Raw genomic sequence first — 17,894 nt, 5'->3', positions numbered from 1 at the left:
TTCGGTTCATCACATTCGTGTGAATGAAATGAATATCCTGAACTTACTCACTCGTTGCTCAGTTTTGAGAGCTCAAACTCTCAAGTTTCGACGAATACTTCGTTCACACATCCGTGTGGAACCGAAATATTCATCGGGTTTCGCTTCGATGAAGCGAATTGCACCTTGAAAACTGGATACCGAAACGAAATTGCGTTTTAGAATATTCCTTTAAGCTGATCTTGTGTAAACAAGTGAAATAAAGGTAGCAGGTAGGGAAAGATCTTTTGCCTTTGGCAAAAATCATTCTTTATCGAACATCGACATTTTCTTTTATCAAAGAAAAGTCTAGGTTAAGCTACAAAGAGCACACGGAGGATGCCTAGGCGCCAGGAGCCGACGAAGGACGTGGCGAACAACGATAAAGCCTCGGGGAGCTGTAAGCAAGCTTTGATCCGGGGATGTCCGAATGGGGAAACCCGGCTGTCTTCATCGACAGTCACTTTCTGCTGAATACATAGGCAGAATAGAGGCAGACCAGGGGAACTGAAACATCTAAGTACCCTGAGGAAGAGAAAACAATAGTGATTCCGTCAGTAGCGGCGAGCGAACGCGGATTAGCCCAAACCAAGGAGCTTGCTCCTTGGGGTTGTGGGACGTCTCACGTGGAGTTACAAAGGAACCGGTTAGATGAAGAGGTCTGGAAAGGCCCGCCAGAGAAGGTAAAAGCCCTGTAGTTCAAAACTTGTTCTCTCCGAGACGGATCCCGAGTAGTGCGGGGCACGTGAAACCCCGTATGAATCCGGCAGGACCATCTGCCAAGGCTAAATACTCCCTGGCGACCGATAGTGAAGCAGTACCGTGAGGGAAAGGTGAAAAGCACCCCGGAAGGGGAGTGAAATAGATCCTGAAACCGTGTGCTTACAAGAAGTCAGAGCCCGATCTATGGGTGATGGCGTGCCTTTTGTAGAATGAACCGGCGAGTTACGTTCCCGTGCAAGGTTAAGGTGAAGAGCTGAAGCCGCAGCGAAAGCGAGTCTGAATAGGGCGATCTTTAGTACGTGGACGTAGACCCGAAACCGGGTGATCTACCCCTGTCCAGGGTGAAGGTGCGGTAACACGCACTGGAGGCCCGAACCCACGCATGTTGAAAAATGCGGGGATGAGGTGGGGGTAGCGGAGAAATTCCAATCGAACCCGGAGATAGCTGGTTCTCCCCGAAATAGCTTTAGGGCTAGCCTCGGAAAGAAGAATCGTGGAGGTAGAGCACTGATTGGGTGCGGGGCCCGCAAGGGTTACCAAGCTCAGTCAAACTCCGAATGCCATAGATTTAGTTCCGGGAGTCAGACAGTGAGTGCTAAGATCCATTGTCGAAAGGGAAACAGCCCAGACCATCAGCTAAGGTCCCCAAGTGTGTGTTAAGTGGGAAAGGATGTGGAGTTGCACAGACAACCAGGATGTTGGCTTAGAAGCAGCCACCATTGAAAGAGTGCGTAATAGCTCACTGGTCGAGTGACTCTGCGCCGAAAATGTAACGGGGCTAAACACACCACCGAAGCTATGGCTTGATGCATTGCATCAGGGGTAGGGGAGCGTTGAATGCGGGTTGAAGGTGTACCGTAAGGAGCGCTGGACTGCATTCAAGTGAGAATGCCGGTATGAGTAACGAAAAGATCTGTGAGAATCAGATCCGCCGAAAGCCTAAGGGTTCCTGAGGAAGGTTCGTCCGCTCAGGGTAAGTCGGGACCTAAGGCGAGGCCGATAGGCGTAGTCGAAGGACAACAGGTCGAAATTCCTGTACCACCGTAATCCGCTATGAGCGATGGGGTGACGCAGTAGGGTAGTGACGCGGACTGATGGATGTCCGTCTAAGCAGTGAGGCTGATGTGTAGGCAAATCCGCACATCGTTAAGGCTGGGCTGTGATGGGGAGCGAAAATTGTAGTAGCGAAGGTCATGATCTCAGACTGCCAAGAAAAGCCTCTAGTCAGGAGAAGGTGCCCGTACCGCAAACCGACACAGGTAGGCGAGAAGAGAATTCTAAGGCGCGCGGAAGAACTCTCGTTAAGGAACTCGGCAAAATGACCCCGTAACTTCGGGAGAAGGGGTGCCTCGGTAGGGTGAATAGCCCGAGGGGGCCGCAGTGAAAAGGCCCAAGCGACTGTTTAGCAAAAACACAGGTCTGTGCGAAGCCGCAAGGCGAAGTATACGGGCTGACGCCTGCCCGGTGCTGGAAGGTTAAGGGGAGTGGTAAGCCCTTCGGGGCGAAGCTATGAACCGAAGCCCCAGTAAACGGCGGCCGTAACTATAACGGTCCTAAGGTAGCGAAATTCCTTGTCAGGTAAATTCTGACCCGCACGAATGGCGTAACGACTTGGGCGCTGTCTCAACGAGAGATCCGGTGAAATTTTAATACCTGTGAAGATGCAGGTTACCCGCGACAAGACGGAAAGACCCCATGGAGCTTTACTGCAGCTTGATATTGAATTTGGGTACGATCTGTACAGGATAGGTGGGAGCCGTCGAACTTTGAGCGCCAGCTTGAAGGGAGGCATCCTTGGGATACCACCCTGATCGTATCTAGGTTCTAACTTGGTACCGTAAACCGGTGCGAGGACAGTGTCAGGTGGGCAGTTTGACTGGGGCGGTCGCCTCCTAAAGAGTAACGGAGGCGCCCCAAGGTTCCCTCAGAATGGTTGGAAATCATTCGAAGAGTGCAAAGGCAGAAGGGAGCTTGACTGCGAGACCTACAAGTCGAGCAGGGACGAAAGTCGGGCTTAGTGATCCGGTGGTACCGCATGGAAGGGCCATCGCTCAACGGATAAAAGCTACCCTGGGGATAACAGGCTTATCTCCCCCAAGAGTCCACATCGACGGGGAGGTTTGGCACCTCGATGTCGGCTCATCGCATCCTGGGGCTGAAGTAGGTCCCAAGGGTTGGGCTGTTCGCCCATTAAAGCGGTACGCGAGCTGGGTTCAGAACGTCGTGAGACAGTTCGGTCCCTATCTGTCGTGGGCGTAGGAAATTTGAGAGGAGCTGTCCTTAGTACGAGAGGACCGGGATGGACGTACCGCTGGTGTACCAGTTGTTCCGCCAGGAGCACCGCTGGGTAGCTATGTACGGAAGGGATAAGCGCTGAAAGCATCTAAGCGTGAAGCCCCCCTCAAGATGAGATTTCCCAATTAGTAAGACCCCTTGAAGACGACGAGGTAGATAGGTTGGGGGTGGAAGTGCAGTAATGCATGGAGCTGACCAATACTAATCGGTCGAGGGCTTATCCTAAAGATAAAACGCAAATGAGTTTCGGATCCAGTTTTCAGGGTGTAACCTTGAAACAAATGCTTAATATTCCCTGATAGCTCAGTTGGTAGAGCACTCGACTGTTAATCGAGTTGTCACAGGTTCGAGTCCTGTTCGGGGAGCCATATGGAGAGGTGTCCGAGTTGGCCGAAGGAGCACGATTGGAAATCGTGTAGGCGCCAAAAGCGTCTCGAGGGTTCGAATCCCTCTCTCTCCGCCATAATTCATTTGTAGCATGGCCCGTTGGTCAAGGGGTTAAGACACCTCCCTTTCACGGAGGTAACAGGGGTTCGAATCCCCTACGGGTCATAAAAATATCATAAAAAAAACTTGCAATAAAAATTTTATTATGGTATAATATGAAAAGTGTTTCGGTGTGGAGGCTTAGCTCAGCTGGGAGAGCATCTGCCTTACAAGCAGAGGGTCGGGGGTTCGAGCCCCTCAGCCTCCACCATTTGAAAATTTAATATTTATTATTGTCGCGGGGTGGAGCAGTTCGGTAGCTCGTCGGGCTCATAACCCGAAGGTCGCAGGTTCAAATCCTGCCCCCGCAACCAATTAAAAATTATTATGGAACTGTGGTGTAGAGGCCTAACATGCCTGCCTGTCACGCAGGAGATCGCGGGTTCGAATCCCGTCAGTTCCGCCATTAGTATTATAACGTGTAATGAAGAGCCTTATTCTAAGGCTCGGTAGCTCAGTCGGTAGAGCAGAGGACTGAAAATCCTCGTGTCGGCGGTTCGATTCCGTCCCGAGCCACTTTTAATTGAATATTTTATGTGCCGGTGTAGCTCAACTGGTAGAGCAACTGACTTGTAATCAGTAGGTTGGGGGTTCAAGTCCTCTCGCCGGCACCATTTTTGGAGGATTAGCGAAGTGGCCAAACGCATCAGACTGTAAATCTGCTCCCTTACGGGTTCGGTGGTTCGAATCCATCATCCTCCACCAGTTTTATAGGGGCATAGTTTAAAGGTAGAACAACGGTCTCCAAAACCGTTGGTGTGGGTTCAATTCCTGCTGCCCCTGCCAATTATTCATTACTTGCGGCGGTCGTGGCGAAGTGGTTAACGCACCGGACTGTGACTCCGGCATTCGTGGGTTCAAGCCCCATCGGCCGCCCTTTACTTATTGGGGATTAGCCAAGCGGTAAGGCAACGGACTTTGACTCCGTCATGCATAGGTTCAAATCCTATATCCCCAGCCATCTTTATGCGGACGTGGCTCAGCGGTAGAGCATCGCCTTGCCAAGGCGAGGGTCGCGGGTTCGATTCCCGTCGTCCGCTTTGTTACACTCTGGCGCCATAGCCAAGTGGTAAGGCAAAGCTCTGCAAAAGCTTTATTCCCCAGTTCAAATCTGGGTGGCGCCTCCATAATTGAATACGCCGGCGTGGCGGAATGGCAGACGCGCTCGACTCAAAATCGAGTGGGAAACCGTGGAGGTTCGAGTCCTCTCGCCGGTATTAACTAAAAGAGTTCATTAGAGACATTCTCTAGTGAGCTTTTTTTATTTGAGCTTTAGTACCCCACTCATTGCTTGAGCTGAAGACACCTTTGAGTTGTATTCCAAATGCGAATAAATATTTGCCGTTGTTGCATAATCGCTGTGGCCTAACCATTCCTGAACTTCTTTCATACTTACCCCTAATACATCTACATAAATATACTCCAGGTACTCAAGACAATAAGAATTGTCAGAAGATAAGCGATAGGATTCCTGTTATTCCTTCATACGAATCAGAAGCTCATAGAACGTGTCCACCAGTGGCAGATTACCGGATGGAGTAGCCGCTTTTACTCTTACAGCATATCTTCGTATTCAACCGCGAGTGCTTGTCCTTCCATATGAGAATTCTTCCTGGCTTCCTGAAGCAAGATTTCGGCTCTTTTCTTGGTTCCTTTTATCTTAAGCCCCGTAGGGATCCATTTTGGTTATCGTTTACCATTCTCATCTTTACAGTTAGGCGGATGTCCCGTTGCGCTTTCTCCTCTTCCAACACCTCCAGAGGGTGAACCCGATCCTTTTTCAAATACCGGTTGAGCTTCGGAATGGATTTGCTACAAAAGTGGTAGCCGAATCCGCCGATGGATTGCTTTAGCGCCCAGAAGGTGCATTTGATTTTGAACCGGGCGGTATAATGTCCGATGATCTAGGTCGCCTCCAGTGTCAGATCGGTGCTGGCTAGAATGGAGCATCGCCTGTTCGGATTCACCAGCAAAAACCACAGTTTTTGGTATACTCTTTGGCCCCATAATATATCTAGACACAGGTAACTGACGGATTATTCATTGCCATACATGCTCACGATAGCGTACTCAAACGCGGCGATACGGCTTTAAAACAGCTCGGCCAAGCACCACCTTTGTCCTCTTTTTACGGTAGCGACCCCGGTCTGTGGCAGGTGTACCATGACGTACATAGGCAACGGTATTGGACTTGGCTCCGGTTACCAGATCCATCCAGGTGCTGCCGAATTGGTTCCATTGTTCAACCCCCGCAAAGCAGGATTGATCAGAGGTATTTAAAACTATTTCCGGGACGTGCCCTAGTAAAAACACAGCATGAGGCCTATGACAATGACAACAAACCCGTGAAATGCGACTTCAAAATTACGTCACATTTAACACAATTGATATTGATTATCAATATCAATTGTGTTAATATAATTTTGTTTACTAGTGAACAAAAAAATCTAATGGGGACACTGAACTTGGTCTGCAACTACTACAAGAGAGGGGAGATTGGGAAATTGGAGTTTCAAAATCATTTTAAAGGTCACCTTTACGAGCAATATATTAAAATGCTACATCTGAATGAGCTGTATACTGAACAAGAATTTAACTCGTTTCGGCAACAGGCCAAAAAGTACCAGATTGACATGCTCTCCAACAATATTACTAGTGTGCATGTTATTGATTGCATTGGTGATTATGAACCGATAAATCATACCGGGATTGTGGAGAAGATGGGGTTGTCCAAAGCTAGCATTACTAAAATTAGTGCAAAGCTGCTGGAAATGGGCTTCATTATGAGAAGTCAACTGAACAGCAATCGTAAGGAGATTTACTTTAGTTTAACGGATAAGGGAAGACACGTTTATCATTTGCATAAAGAAATGCACAAAGAAAAAGAAGAAAGGTTTTACCAATTCATTGAATCCTATTCAGAGGTTGAGCTGCAGACTATTGGAAAATTTATGAGTGATTTGGTGGCGCGTGCCGAAGAATACTCCGAAGGGAAGTTTACGATAAATGACGACATTAAAGATTGAGGAATTAAGATCCAAGATTGAAGGGAAAGAAATTTTAAAAGGGCTCACACTGGAGATTCATGGCGGAGAGATTCATGCGATTATGGGGCCTAATGGGACGGGAAAAAGTACATTGGCTTCAGCTTTAATGGGCCATCCCAAATATGAGGTTACTGGCGGTAAGGTGACATTGGACAATGAAGACCTTCTGGAGATGGAGGTGGATGAGCGTGCCCAGGCAGGCTTGTTCCTCGCAATGCAATACCCAAGTGAAATTGCTGGCGTGACCAACTCGGATTTTCTCAGAAGTGCCATCAATGCACGGCGTGAAGAAGGCGATGAGATATCCTTAATCCGTTTTATCCGTGAAATGGAGAGCAAAATGAAGGGGCTGGAGATGAACCCGGAATTTGTGCATCGTTATTTGAATGAGGGATTCTCTGGCGGTGAAAAAAAGCGGAATGAGATTTTGCAAATGATGCTACTTGAACCCAAGTTTGTGATCCTGGATGAAGTGGACTCAGGGCTTGATATTGATGCACTGCGTATTGTGGCCAATGGCGTAAATGAGATGCGCAGCCCGGATAGAGGCTTTTTAATCATCACCCATTATCAACGACTGTTGAATTATATTACCCCGGATTTTGTGCATGTCATGATGCAAGGCCGGATAGTTAAATCTGGCGGTCCGGAGCTTGCCCACCGTTTGGAGGCTGAAGGGTACGATTGGGTGAAGGAGGAACTTGGGATTACGGATGAGACGGTAAGGGAAGCTTAAAAGCCGGAGAGGAGGAACAGCACGTGGATATACAAGCTAGAGTTTCAATGAATGTGGACGATTTACGCGCATGGTCAAGCGCTAAGGATGAACCTCGTTGGCTGATTGAACGCCGCGTTCACGCCCTCGAACTGGCAGGGACGCTGGAGTTGCCTAAAGTGGAGAAAATCAATCTTGAAAAATGGGATATCTACGAAAGTGGAGATTACAAAGCTGAGAATGCGTGGTCTAGTTTGGAGGAAGCGCCGGAGGTTGTTCGAGGTTTGGTTGCTTCTCCGGTGAAAGGCGGACTAATCGTTCAGTTCAACTCGGATGTAGTGTATACGAAATTGTCCGAGAGCTTAGCCGCCCAGGGAGTCATTTTAACGGATCTGCATACTGCGGCAAAAGAGCATGAGGAGCTGGTTCAACGTTATCTCTTTCAGGCAGTAAAGCCAGAAGAACATCGTTTATCTGCTGCACACAGTGCCTTATGGAGTGGTGGCGTTTTTCTATATGTCCCAGACGGTGTAGAGGTTGAAGCACCTATTCAAGCGATCTTTCTTAACGATACAAGCGGTGTGTGTTTTGCTCCTCACGTCTTAATTGTGGCAGGGAGCAACAGCAAGATCACTTATGTGGATAATTGTGTATCGAGTGGTGATGATGTCAAGGTATTGCATAACGGTGTGACAGAGGTCTTCGCGGGGGCGGGCTCAAAGGTGCAAGTAGCTTCGGTTCATCAACTTGCTGTAACTACAACAGATTTCACCCAGCGACGGGCGGTCGTTCTTGCTGATGGGGGTGTGGAATGGATTATCGGTGAGATGAACAATGGTTATACCGTGAGCGATACCAAGACTTTGCTACAAGGCAACGGGGCGGTCTCCGACAATAAGGTGATTGCTATTGGCACGGGCAATCAAAAATCGAGCTATACAACTCAAGCTCAGCATTTTGGCAGAAGCTCGGTAAGCCAGATGATTACGCGTGCAGTCATGCTTGAAGAAGCTACGGCCATTATCAACGGCATTACAAAGATTGAAAAAGGTGCAACCCATTGTGATGGTCAGCAAACAGAACGCGTGCTTATGTTAAGTCCTAAAGCTCGCGGCGATGCCAATCCGATCCTGCTGATAGATGAGGATGATGTAACCGCGGGTCATGCTGCATCCGTGGGGCAAGTAAATGCAGAGCAAATCTATTATCTGATGTCGCGCGGGATATCACGGAGTGAAGCCGAACATCTTGTTATTTTCGGATTTCTCGCTCCTGTCATTTCGGAGATCCCGCTGGAAGGTGTTCGCAGTCGCCTAAAAGATTTAGTGGAAAGCAAGCTCGGCAGATCATAGCAAATCAAAATGAATCTTGAAAGGTTAAAAAGGAGTGATACCAATGGCTAAAAAAGCACCAGATATGGGCGAATATAAATATGGGTTTCGCGACAAGCACCAGTCTATTTTTCAATCTGGAAAAGGTCTGACGGAAGAGATTGTCCGGGAAATTTCCCGGATCAAGGAAGAGCCGGAGTGGATGCTCAATTTTCGGTTGAAAGCTTTGAATCAATTCTACAAAATGCCGATGCCTGAATGGGGAGCGGATTTGACCGAGCTAAATCTTGATGACATCCAGTATTACGTTCGCCCTTCTGAAAAACAGGGAAAGACCTGGGAGGAGGTTCCTTCCGAGATCAAAGCAACCTTTGACAAGCTGGGAATCCCTGAAGCGGAGCAAAAGTTCCTGGCGGGCGTATCCGCTCAATATGAGTCGGAAGTAGTTTATCACAGCATGCGGAAAGAACTGGAGGATCAGGGCGTTATTTTCCTTGATACGGATAGTGCATTAAAGCAATACCCCGAAGTGTTTAAGCAACATTTTGGGACGATCATCCCTCCCGCCGACAATAAATTTGCGGCGCTTAATAGTGCGGTTTGGTCAGGCGGTAGCTTTGTATACATTCCGAAGGGGGTTCAGTGCGAGGTTCCTATACAAGGTTATTTCCGTATTAATTCTGAAAATATGGGTCAATTCGAGCGGACATTAATTATTGCCGAAGAGGGCAGCTTTGTCCATTATGTTGAAGGATGTACAGCACCTATTTATAGTACCAGTTCTCTGCATAGTGGAGTTATTGAAATTATTTGCCGGAAAGATTCCCGTGTCCGTTACACGACCATTCAGAATTGGGCTCCTAATATCTACAACTTGGTAACCCAAAGGGCTGTGGCAGAAGAAAATGCCACAATGGAATGGGTGGACGGCAACATCGGCTCCAAGGTAACAATGAAGTATCCGGCAGTATTATTGAAAGGACGGGGAGCCAAGGGGTCCATCCTGTCTATTGCCGTAGCCGGTAAAGATCAGCATCAAGATGCTGGCGCGAAGGTAATTCACCTTGCTCCCGAGACAACATCTACGATTATATCCAAATCCATCAGCAAGCAGGGCGGAAAAGTAAACTACCGAGGGTTGTCCAGCTTCAGCCGCGATTCCGCAGGGTCCAAGTCCAATATTAAGTGCGATACGTTGATATTGGACAACATGTCAACATCAGATACGATTCCGTACAATGAAATTAAAAACGATCAGATTACTTTGGAGCACGAGGCAACAGTATCCAAAGTGTCCGAGGAACAATTGTTTTACTTAATGAGCCGCGGGCTTACAGAACAAGATGCTACACAAATGATTGTAATGGGCTTTATTGAACCGTTTACCAAAGAATTGCCAATGGAATATGCCGTTGAAATGAATCGGTTGATTCAATTTGAGATGGAAGGAAGCATCGGTTGATTCATTAATTTAATAGATCAAACCTTTATCATTCTTTAAAGAGGTGCTAGTAATGAAGAAAAATAATTCGGACGATTCAGAACTAGCTCAAATTACCCGAGAGATACGAAAACTTCAGTTCTGCTTCAATATGCTGTCAGGATTGAGCGCAAGTTGTGGTGTGATGATACCTTTAGACTCTATTCTTACGCTTATAAGGGAACTTTCGGATCAAGAGGTCACTCTTAGGCAAAAAGCAAAGGATCACTCAGACGATCTAGGGTGAAAAAAGGTATGAATGACGGTTGGTAAAGAAAATGGGAGGAATTGACATAATGGATGAAAATGGAGTTTTATTCGATGAAGTATCGGAAGTTCTTCTCAAACTACGTCCTTTCTTACTGCGTGACGGTGGAGATGCTGAACTGGTCGAAGTTGAGAACGGTATAGCAAAATTAAGATTTTTGGGAGCTTGCAATGGTTGCCCAAGTGCTACGATTACGTTAAAGGTTGCTATTGAGCGCGCAATTCTTGAGGAAATTGATGATATTAAAGAAGTTGTACAAGTGTTCTAAATTCCTTGATACTGAGCAACTGAGTTAGTCCTGTCGCAGACCATAGCTACGGAAGTTGATCCCGCTGCTCAATACCAAAGTACATTGACAGATTACCTTGCGGGTCGAAATCGACGAGCAGCGCTTATCTCCCTTCATTAAACAAGGTATTATCAATATTATATTCGGTATCGAGTGGGAAACCGTGGAGGTTCTAGTCCTCTCGCCCATACACAAAAGGGTGATAAAATGCTTAAAGGCATTTTATCATCCTTTTTATTATATATTCATGATTTTGGCAACAAGGTTAACATGGATTTGACCAGCGCTTTGATCTTATCGTAAGATGATGGTACTGAAAAAACTTTTCTAGTTTACCGAGCGCGAAAGAAATGAGGAAGAATATGCAGGAAAGAATATTGGAGGCTTTTGTAGATGAAGTTCATGAAAATGGATTGAAATTTACGATGGATGATCTTGCGAAAAGACTCGCTATTAGCAAGCGTACGTTGTATGAAAACTTTTCGTCTAAGACGCTTATTTTAGAAACACTTATTGAGCGTACAAATGATGATATGATTCGAAAAACGGAGCAGATTATCCAAAATAATGAGTTATCTTTGTTAGACAAGATTAAGCAGTCGATTAGGGTCATGCCTCTGTATTATAAGTTTTACGATTTAAGGATATTGGACCAGATGAAAAAGTATTATCCTGAACAATGGAAAAGGGTACATGCCGATTTAAATGATTGGTCTCCGATTAGAACATTAATTCAGGAAGGCATCCGAGAAGGAATTATTGTGAACAAAAATGAGGCTCTGATCATGAAGCTTATTATTGAATCTGTAAATTTAACGCTTGATCAGCGTTTCTTTCTGGATAACAGTGTGACGGTAGAGGAAGCTACTTATTCTATTGTAGATATTTTGTTGTTCGGTTTGGTCGAGAATTAAAAAATAGCCTCAACAATATGCTGCATATTTGAAGAGGCCACTTTTTTATATGAAAACTAAGAAAACATTTTTAGTTTCAATTGTTTTTTGAAAAGGGATAATGAAGTTTACCTGATATCGAATAAAGAGATACGGAAAAGGAAGGGTGGAAATATGTCTATACTCACAAGAAATCGAGGAGCAATGCTGTTATTGATGCTTAACATTTTTTTGGCGTTCATGGGGATTGGCTTAGTTGTCCCTGTATTACCTAAATTTATAAGTGAGCTAGGGATGAATGGTTCTTCGATGGGACTGATGGTTGCAGCTTTTGCGTTGACTCAGCTTTTATTATCACCATTGTCAGGAAAGTTGTCTGATCGTTATGGACGTAAAAAATTGATTGTTTCTGGGATGTTCATCTTCATGTTATCAGAGCTTGTTTTTGGACTGGCTCATTCCATTCCTACCCTGTTCATAGCACGAATCATGGGTGGAGCAGGGGCAGCGTTGCTGACTCCTTCTATAATGGCCTATGTCGCTGACGTGACCTCGTTCGAAGAAAGAGGCAAGGGAATGGGCATGATCAATGCGGCGATCAACACAGGCTTCATAATCGGGCCAGGGATTGGCGGATTGCTTGCCACATATGGAATACGCATTCCCTTCTTTGCGGCAGCTGGAGCTGCGGGAATAGCAGCTATCTTGTCTCTGTTAGTGCTGCCTGAGTCTTTAAGCAAGGAAAAGCAACAATATAATAGAGAGCTTCCACGTCAAAAAGAAAATCTTTTGCAGCAATTTGCCAAGTCATATCAATCTCCATATTTCATGGGTTTACTCATTGTATTTGTCGTTGCTTTTGGGTTAGCGAACTTCGAAACCGTATTTGGACTGTTTGTTGACCATAAATATGGTTTCACACCGATGGATATTGCCATCATCATAACGACAGGCTCCATTTTGGGAGCAGTTGTCCAAGCAACTATATTTGGATGGATCATTAATCGTTTTGGAGAGAAAAAAGTAATTCATCTCTGCTTGGCTATTGGGGGCCTGTTCATCTTCCTAACCCTATTTGCTGAACAGTACATGATGATTATGCTGACGACCTTCATCATTTTTCTGGCTATGGATATCCTTCGCCCGGCAGTAAGTACTTCTCTATCGCGGCAGGCCGGAGATGAGCAAGGCTTTGTGGCAGGCATGAACTCATCCTATACCAGCTTGGGTAATGTGATTGGACCATTAATTGCAGGACTGTTGTTCGATGTTCATATTAATCTGCCTTATATGGTTGCAGCTATAGCGTTACTGGCTTGTCTCGTCCTTTCACTACGTTCCAAGCAAGCGGGTGAGCAACATTCGATAGCCCGTGCAGCAGAACAGCATAAAGGAGGATAGCCGCAGGTCTATACTCATCCCCGACTTAGGTCTAGGTTCAAAAACCGTCTGGGGTCCGTTTTGTCAAACGCTTGTTCAGCGTACAATAAGGACATAAGCAAGACACAGTGAAAGGCGGTGAGAGATGATGAGAGTTAACAAAGGGAATGGGTTAGCCATTGTACTGATCGTGTTGGGTTCGATTATGCTGCTCGGTAAGTTTACTCCGTTTTTCGGTCACTTTTTAGGACATCTGATTGGTTACTTAATTCCGATAGCTATGGTTATGCTAGGCTACTACGGTGTGAAAAAAGGAAATGCGCTCTTCGGCTGGATCGTACTTGTACTTGGGGTACTGATTTTGCTCGGCAAACTGTCCTGGCTTCTGGGACCACTACTGGCAATCGGGTTGATCATATTTGGTGTTTCCCTGCTGAGTGACCGCAGAAGACGTTACTGATTTTAGCAGTTTAGCGAATGAAGAAATATTGCAGTAACGAAGTTTTGATTATGGGGATACGAATTGTGAAAGGAGCAGACGCAAATGAGTGTTTTTCGAAGAATGCGCGATATCACAGTAGCAACCTTCAATGAGCATTTGGAACAAAGCCAAGACCCAGTGCAACTGATTGACCAGTTCTTGTATAATACCCGCCAGGAAATTGCCGAAGCGGAAAAACTCCATCAACAGTATGCGATGCATACAAGACAGATGAAGCAGCAGTTGGATCATGCATTGTCCATGCAGACCAAACGGGAGGAACAGGCGCTACTGGCTTTGAAGGCTGATGAAGAACATATTGCGAAGCTGGCCCTACAGGAGAAAATGCTATATGCAGAAAAAGAAGAGCAGTATAGAGAACTGTGGGAGCAGAGCCGTGAATCACTACGTGAGCTAGAACAACAGCTAGATACGTTAAAGACAGAATATCAAACGGTACACAGCAAGCGTCAGTATTATGCGGCACGGGTACAGACGTTGAGACTCCAGCAGCAAATGAACGAACGGGCTGGTACATACGGCGGACGAAATGTTCCCCGAATGTTCAACCGCTTGGAAGACCGGGTAGCCGATATGGAAGCAGAAACGATGAGTCTGCGTGATTTACGTCGGGGTGAGGGCGACCATGCACAGGATGCCCAAGGCGGTGGATCGCTGCTCGAACAAGAGTGGGCGAGACTGAAAAGCAAGCTGAACAACAGCGGGAAGGAGTAATTTGATAATGACCCGAATTTACAGATCAAGCCGGGATAGAGTAATAACAGGTGTATGTGGCGGTCTTTCTGACGCAACAGGAATGGACTCAACATGGATTCGTATTCTGGTTGTGATCAGTTTCTTTATTACAGCAGGAACCACATTTATGATTTATGTGATTGCGGCACTGGTTATCTCCAAGGAGCCGAGATCTCCTTTCGATGGAGGATTTGGCCCTAACAGCGGGCCCTACCATCAACAGGATCCACGCTATTATGGCAGTCACAATACAAGATCGCAGTATGGGCAGGGAACTGGTTACAACCAGGGCGGTGCATATGGCAATTCGAACCCGTTTTTTGGTCAAGATGCCCGCAACTCATCCAAATTTAACACAGGTCAGAACAATGACTTGGATTCCATGATGGAAGATATTGAGAAAAAGGCAATGAAAAAAGAATTGGCAGAGTTACGCAAAAAAGTAGAGCAATTTGAGAAGGGAGATCGTAAATAATGGGGATCTTTAAAAGAATGAAGGATATGACAAGAGCATCGGTGAATGAAGTGTTGGATAAAGTGGAAGATCCGATTATTATGTTGAATCAATATCTGCGCGATATGGAGGCGGAAATTCACGAGGCTGAGGTAACGGTTGCCAAGCAAATGGCGAATGAACGACGTATGAAACAGCGTTTAGAGGAAGCGGTACGTGTATCCAATGAGCGTGAGAAGCAAGCCGAATCCGCATTGCGAAATGGTCAGGAAGAAGTAGCGCGCAAGCTGTTGGGAGAGAAGATTTATTTTGTGCAAAAGCAGGACGAATACCGCGACTTGCATACACAAGCTGAGCTTCAAGCAAAAGAATTAGTACAACAGCTTCACGACATGAAAGATGAGTTCTATAAAATGCGCAACAAGCGCAATGAGTTAGTATCCCGTGCTCAAATGGCGAAAGCCAAAAAGCAAATGTCTCAAATCAATAGTTTGCATACGATTGAAAGTGGATCTGCTTCATTGGGCTTCCACCGTATGGAAGAAAAAATTATGCAAATGGAAGCTGAAGCTGACGTACTGCGTGCTCCATACCGTCAAGCTCCAGGAGAAGCATATACTAATCCGGCTGAGGCTGAAAAACAGTTTAAAGTGGATGAGCAGCTTCAACAGCTTAAGTCCAAAATTCAGACAGGTGCTAAACCAGTCGATATGAAGAAGGACTGACTACTCGGAAACAAGACATTATGATATGCTGTATGGAATGGACATTGGTCGATGATCGTGCCTAATCTGTATGGTTCGGGAAAGCCATATGGCGGAATGTTGCGCCACTATGGCTTTTCCGTCCTGTATAAACAAAAAGGGGGTGCAGCATGGAGAGAAGAAAATCAGCCTTGGCACTGGCAGGGATTGGCATCGGGATTATCATTTTATTCGGTCAGTGGATTGGGTTCCTCTCCGTGGTTGCACTGATTCTAATGTTGGCCGGAATATATAAGATCCGCAATTCCAAAATCAAAAAGGGTTACACGATGCTCGCGATTGGTGCTGGATTGCTAGTGCTGGATCATTTGTTCCTGTTTGTGGTAGTTACACTAGCATCATTAGCTATATTCTATTCACGTTCAAGGAAGCTGCATAAAGGTCAAAGCTCCATATTCAAGCACAATTTTATATCGAATCATAAATGGGATGAAGTGCCGTGGAGCCTGCGTAGCACAAGCATATGGCATGTGGTTGGCGATGTGGATGCCGATCTGACGTTGGCTCTACCAGAGGAACGTGAGTCCGTCATATTTTTACAAGGGATCTTCGGTGACATTGATATCACCCTACCGGATAATTACGGTGTAGAGGTGGAGATGTTCGTCCTGTTCGGACAGATTCAGTTTGACCGGGATCATGAGGCGGGGATGCTCAATCGACTGGTTTGGAAGTCTCCCCATTTTGAGCAGAGTGAATATAAAGTGAAGTTTGTCGTTTCGTACTTGGCGGGCGATGTCCGCGTCCGATTTTATTGAATCAGGAGGAGCCGGGATGAATCATAAAAAAACGTCCAACATGGTAACCCGCAGTATGGGTCAAGGTATCCTCCTGTGTGTTGTTGTAGGCGTAGTTGTCTTTTATATGCTGTATACATATGGATATGTGAAGTCGTTTGCAACCTGGGGAATGATATTGAAAGTTGCAGGAGCCGTTATACTGGTGTTGATTGGTACAGGGGCAATGTACGGATTTTATGAGAGCTACCGCTTCAAAAGCAGACTGGAAATGTTGAGAGAGACGTTGCTGATGTGGGAAAAGGGAACCCCTGCACGTGAGTTGCCGCCCCTAGGGCATGATGAACTTGGTAGACTGGGAGAGCAGCTGGAACGGATTGGACGTAAATGGCAGGAACAAGTTACGTCTTTACAACGCTTATCCACGGATAATGCTCAGTTGGCGGAACAGGCACGGATGACTGCGATTGTGGAGGAGCGGCAGCGGCTGGCCAGAGAGTTGCATGATGCCGTATCACAGCAATTATTTGCTATTTCAATGACCGCGACGGCTGTGGGGAGGACGCTGGATAAGGATTTTGATAAAGCACAGCGTCAAGTTGCACTAATTGAAGAAATGTCTTCTGTGGCACAATCTGAAATGCGGGCGTTACTACTTCATCTACGGCCTGTCTATCTGGAAGGGAAAAGGCTTGAGCAGGGGTTGCGTGATTTGGTACAGGAGTTGCAGGCAAAGGTACCGATGGAGATTGATTTTGAGATTGAAAGCGGAGTACAGTTGGTTAAAGGCATTGAGAACCACTTGTTTCGTATTGTTCAGGAAGCGATGTCTAATACATTGCGCCATGCCAAAGCAACCCGCATGGAAATTCGTATCGTGCAACGCCCGGATTCCATCAGGCTGACGATTCGGGATAACGGTATTGGTTTTGAACTGGATGAGAAAAAGCAGACTTCATATGGATTATCCACCATGCAGGAGCGGGTCAGTGAAATTGGAGGGGCTATTCAGTATATAACGGCTCCTGGAAAAGGTACACGGATTGAGGTGTCCGTGCCAGTTATTAATGATGAAAGCGGAAGGAACGATGATCATGGAAACGGAATTACCGATTAGCGTACTGCTGGTAGACGACCATGAAATGGTACGGATTGGTCTTGCGGCGGTGCTGGGGACGGAAGAAGGTATTGAAGTGGTCGGCGAGGCCGGAAGCGGAGAAGAAGGCATACGGTTGGCTTCTGAATACAAGCCAAATGTGATTTTGATGGATCTGGTCATGGATGGCATGGATGGCATCGAAACGACACGCCAAGTAACTCGTCTGCTTCCAGAGACAAAGGTGATTGTGCTGACGAGTTATTTGGACGATGAGAAAATGTATCCGGTCATTGAGGCAGGGGCATTCAGCTATTTGCTTAAAACGTCTCGCGCTTCCGAAATAGCGGATGCGATCCGTGCAGCTGCACGTGGACAGTCCGTACTAGAGTCACAGGTGGCCTCCAAGATGATGAATCGATTCCGCCAGCCACAGGCTGAAGCGCCCGCGCATACGGAGCTGACTGATCGTGAGATGGAGGTGCTCCGCCTGTTGGCACAAGGGAAGTCTAACCAGGACATCGCAGATGAGCTGATTATTGGGATTAAGACGGTAAAATTCCATGTCACGAACCTTCTCGCTAAATTAGGAGTGGAAGACCGTACACAGGCGGCGATCTATGCCTATAAGAACGGATTAGCAGAGTAGAATGTAGAATAAACGAATACAAAGAACCGGAG

The 17,894-nt window shown here is 46.4% G+C and carries 15 protein-coding genes, 15 tRNA genes and 1 rRNA gene; 30 read left to right on the top strand and 1 reads right to left on the bottom strand.

What is annotated here, in order from left to right; translation table 11 throughout:
- Positions 1-330 precede the first annotated feature (330 nt).
- From ACYCS5_RS09875 to ACYCS5_RS09800, 16 genes are all read left to right on the top strand, one after another.
- Positions 331-3,261: ribosomal RNA gene (locus ACYCS5_RS09875) — 23S ribosomal RNA — on the top strand.
- Positions 3,262-3,328: 67 nt separating this feature from the next.
- A tRNA-Asn gene (locus ACYCS5_RS09870) sits at positions 3,329-3,404 on the top strand.
- Positions 3,405-3,407: 3 nt separating this feature from the next.
- Positions 3,408-3,499, top strand: a tRNA-Ser gene (locus ACYCS5_RS09865).
- A 17-nt stretch (positions 3,500-3,516) separates the two neighbouring features.
- Positions 3,517-3,588 (top strand) — tRNA-Glu (locus ACYCS5_RS09860).
- Positions 3,589-3,657: 69 nt separating this feature from the next.
- A tRNA-Val gene (locus ACYCS5_RS09855) sits at positions 3,658-3,733 on the top strand.
- A 26-nt stretch (positions 3,734-3,759) separates the two neighbouring features.
- Positions 3,760-3,836: transfer RNA gene (locus ACYCS5_RS09850), tRNA-Met, on the top strand.
- 15 nt (positions 3,837-3,851) lie between these two features.
- Positions 3,852-3,928: transfer RNA gene (locus ACYCS5_RS09845), tRNA-Asp, on the top strand.
- Positions 3,929-3,965: 37 nt separating this feature from the next.
- Positions 3,966-4,038, top strand: a tRNA-Phe gene (locus tag ACYCS5_RS09840).
- 22 nt (positions 4,039-4,060) lie between these two features.
- A tRNA-Thr gene (locus ACYCS5_RS09835) sits at positions 4,061-4,136 on the top strand.
- A 5-nt stretch (positions 4,137-4,141) separates the two neighbouring features.
- Positions 4,142-4,227 (top strand) — tRNA-Tyr (locus ACYCS5_RS09830).
- A 7-nt stretch (positions 4,228-4,234) separates the two neighbouring features.
- A tRNA-Trp gene (locus ACYCS5_RS09825) sits at positions 4,235-4,308 on the top strand.
- A 17-nt stretch (positions 4,309-4,325) separates the two neighbouring features.
- Positions 4,326-4,398 (top strand) — tRNA-His (locus ACYCS5_RS09820).
- Between the two features lie 10 nt (positions 4,399-4,408).
- Positions 4,409-4,483, top strand: a tRNA-Gln gene (locus tag ACYCS5_RS09815).
- A gap of 7 nt (positions 4,484-4,490) precedes the next feature.
- Positions 4,491-4,562, top strand: a tRNA-Gly gene (locus tag ACYCS5_RS09810).
- A 12-nt stretch (positions 4,563-4,574) separates the two neighbouring features.
- A tRNA-Cys gene (locus ACYCS5_RS09805) sits at positions 4,575-4,649 on the top strand.
- Positions 4,650-4,660: 11 nt separating this feature from the next.
- A tRNA-Leu gene (locus tag ACYCS5_RS09800) sits at positions 4,661-4,739 on the top strand.
- Between the two features lie 853 nt (positions 4,740-5,592).
- On the opposite strand, the gene ACYCS5_RS09795 is transcribed toward ACYCS5_RS09800, so the two are convergent.
- Entirely contained in the window at positions 5,593-5,736 is a 144-nt protein-coding gene (locus ACYCS5_RS09795; protein ID WP_459760990.1) for a hypothetical protein, read from the bottom strand.
- Positions 5,737-6,026: 290 nt separating this feature from the next.
- Here ACYCS5_RS09795 and ACYCS5_RS09790 point away from each other — a divergent pair, with 290 nt between their 5' ends.
- The 14 genes from ACYCS5_RS09790 (at position 6,027) to ACYCS5_RS09725 (ending at position 17,862) form a co-directional block, all read left to right on the top strand.
- The gene (locus tag ACYCS5_RS09790; protein ID WP_069012661.1) at positions 6,027-6,548 is read left to right on the top strand and encodes a MarR family transcriptional regulator; all 522 of its coding nucleotides are present in this window, start codon (positions 6,027-6,029) and stop codon (positions 6,546-6,548) included.
- Positions 6,529-7,305: a Fe-S cluster assembly ATPase SufC gene (gene sufC, locus ACYCS5_RS09785; protein ID WP_023990247.1), complete on the top strand. Its 777-nt coding sequence runs from the start codon at positions 6,529-6,531 to the stop codon at positions 7,303-7,305. Before ACYCS5_RS09790 ends, sufC begins: the two co-directional genes overlap by 20 nt.
- 23 nt (positions 7,306-7,328) lie before the next feature.
- Positions 7,329-8,636: a Fe-S cluster assembly protein SufD gene (sufD, locus tag ACYCS5_RS09780; RefSeq protein ID WP_412178896.1), complete on the top strand. Its 1,308-nt coding sequence runs from the start codon at positions 7,329-7,331 to the stop codon at positions 8,634-8,636.
- Positions 8,637-8,679: 43 nt separating this feature from the next.
- Positions 8,680-10,077, top strand: a complete 1,398-nt coding sequence (gene sufB, locus ACYCS5_RS09775; RefSeq protein WP_029518163.1) for a Fe-S cluster assembly protein SufB — start codon at positions 8,680-8,682, stop codon at positions 10,075-10,077.
- 314 nt (positions 10,078-10,391) lie between these two features.
- Positions 10,392-10,631, top strand: coding sequence for a NifU family protein (locus tag ACYCS5_RS09770; RefSeq protein WP_013373004.1), 240 nt, complete (start codon positions 10,392-10,394; stop codon positions 10,629-10,631).
- A 383-nt stretch (positions 10,632-11,014) separates the two neighbouring features.
- The gene (locus tag ACYCS5_RS09765; protein ID WP_029518165.1) at positions 11,015-11,566 is read left to right on the top strand and encodes a TetR/AcrR family transcriptional regulator; all 552 of its coding nucleotides are present in this window, start codon (positions 11,015-11,017) and stop codon (positions 11,564-11,566) included.
- 153 nt (positions 11,567-11,719) lie between these two features.
- Positions 11,720-12,946 carry an MFS transporter gene (locus ACYCS5_RS09760; RefSeq protein WP_459760989.1) on the top strand — a complete coding sequence of 409 codons (1,227 nt, stop codon included), beginning with the start codon at positions 11,720-11,722 and terminating at the stop codon, positions 12,944-12,946.
- Between the two features lie 127 nt (positions 12,947-13,073).
- On the top strand, positions 13,074-13,385 hold the full coding sequence (locus tag ACYCS5_RS09755) for a LiaF transmembrane domain-containing protein (RefSeq protein ID WP_013311898.1): 312 nt from the start codon (positions 13,074-13,076) through the stop codon (positions 13,383-13,385).
- Between the two features lie 84 nt (positions 13,386-13,469).
- Positions 13,470-14,141 (top strand): PspA/IM30 family protein, encoded by a 672-nt coding sequence (locus tag ACYCS5_RS09750; RefSeq protein ID WP_013311897.1) that lies wholly within the window; start codon positions 13,470-13,472, stop codon positions 14,139-14,141.
- A gap of 7 nt (positions 14,142-14,148) precedes the next feature.
- The gene (locus tag ACYCS5_RS09745; RefSeq protein ID WP_459760988.1) at positions 14,149-14,637 is read left to right on the top strand and encodes a PspC domain-containing protein; all 489 of its coding nucleotides are present in this window, start codon (positions 14,149-14,151) and stop codon (positions 14,635-14,637) included.
- Entirely contained in the window at positions 14,637-15,341 is a 705-nt protein-coding gene (locus tag ACYCS5_RS09740) for a PspA/IM30 family protein (RefSeq protein WP_025718885.1), read from the top strand. Before ACYCS5_RS09745 ends, ACYCS5_RS09740 begins: the two co-directional genes overlap by 1 nt.
- Before the next feature lie 149 nt (positions 15,342-15,490).
- Positions 15,491-16,138 carry a cell wall-active antibiotics response protein LiaF gene (gene liaF / locus ACYCS5_RS09735; RefSeq protein WP_165148438.1) on the top strand — a complete coding sequence of 216 codons (648 nt, stop codon included), beginning with the start codon at positions 15,491-15,493 and terminating at the stop codon, positions 16,136-16,138.
- A gap of 16 nt (positions 16,139-16,154) precedes the next feature.
- Positions 16,155-17,234, top strand: a complete 1,080-nt coding sequence (locus ACYCS5_RS09730) for a sensor histidine kinase (protein ID WP_459760987.1) — start codon at positions 16,155-16,157, stop codon at positions 17,232-17,234.
- Positions 17,212-17,862, top strand: a complete 651-nt coding sequence (locus tag ACYCS5_RS09725; protein ID WP_013372995.1) for a response regulator — start codon at positions 17,212-17,214, stop codon at positions 17,860-17,862. Before ACYCS5_RS09730 ends, ACYCS5_RS09725 begins: the two co-directional genes overlap by 23 nt.
- Positions 17,863-17,894: the final 32 nt, after the last annotated feature.

Source organism: Paenibacillus sp. SEL3 (assembly GCF_054602585.1).
The sequence above is the reverse complement of the archived record's forward strand: the minus strand, read 5'-3'. Positions and strand labels throughout refer to the sequence as shown.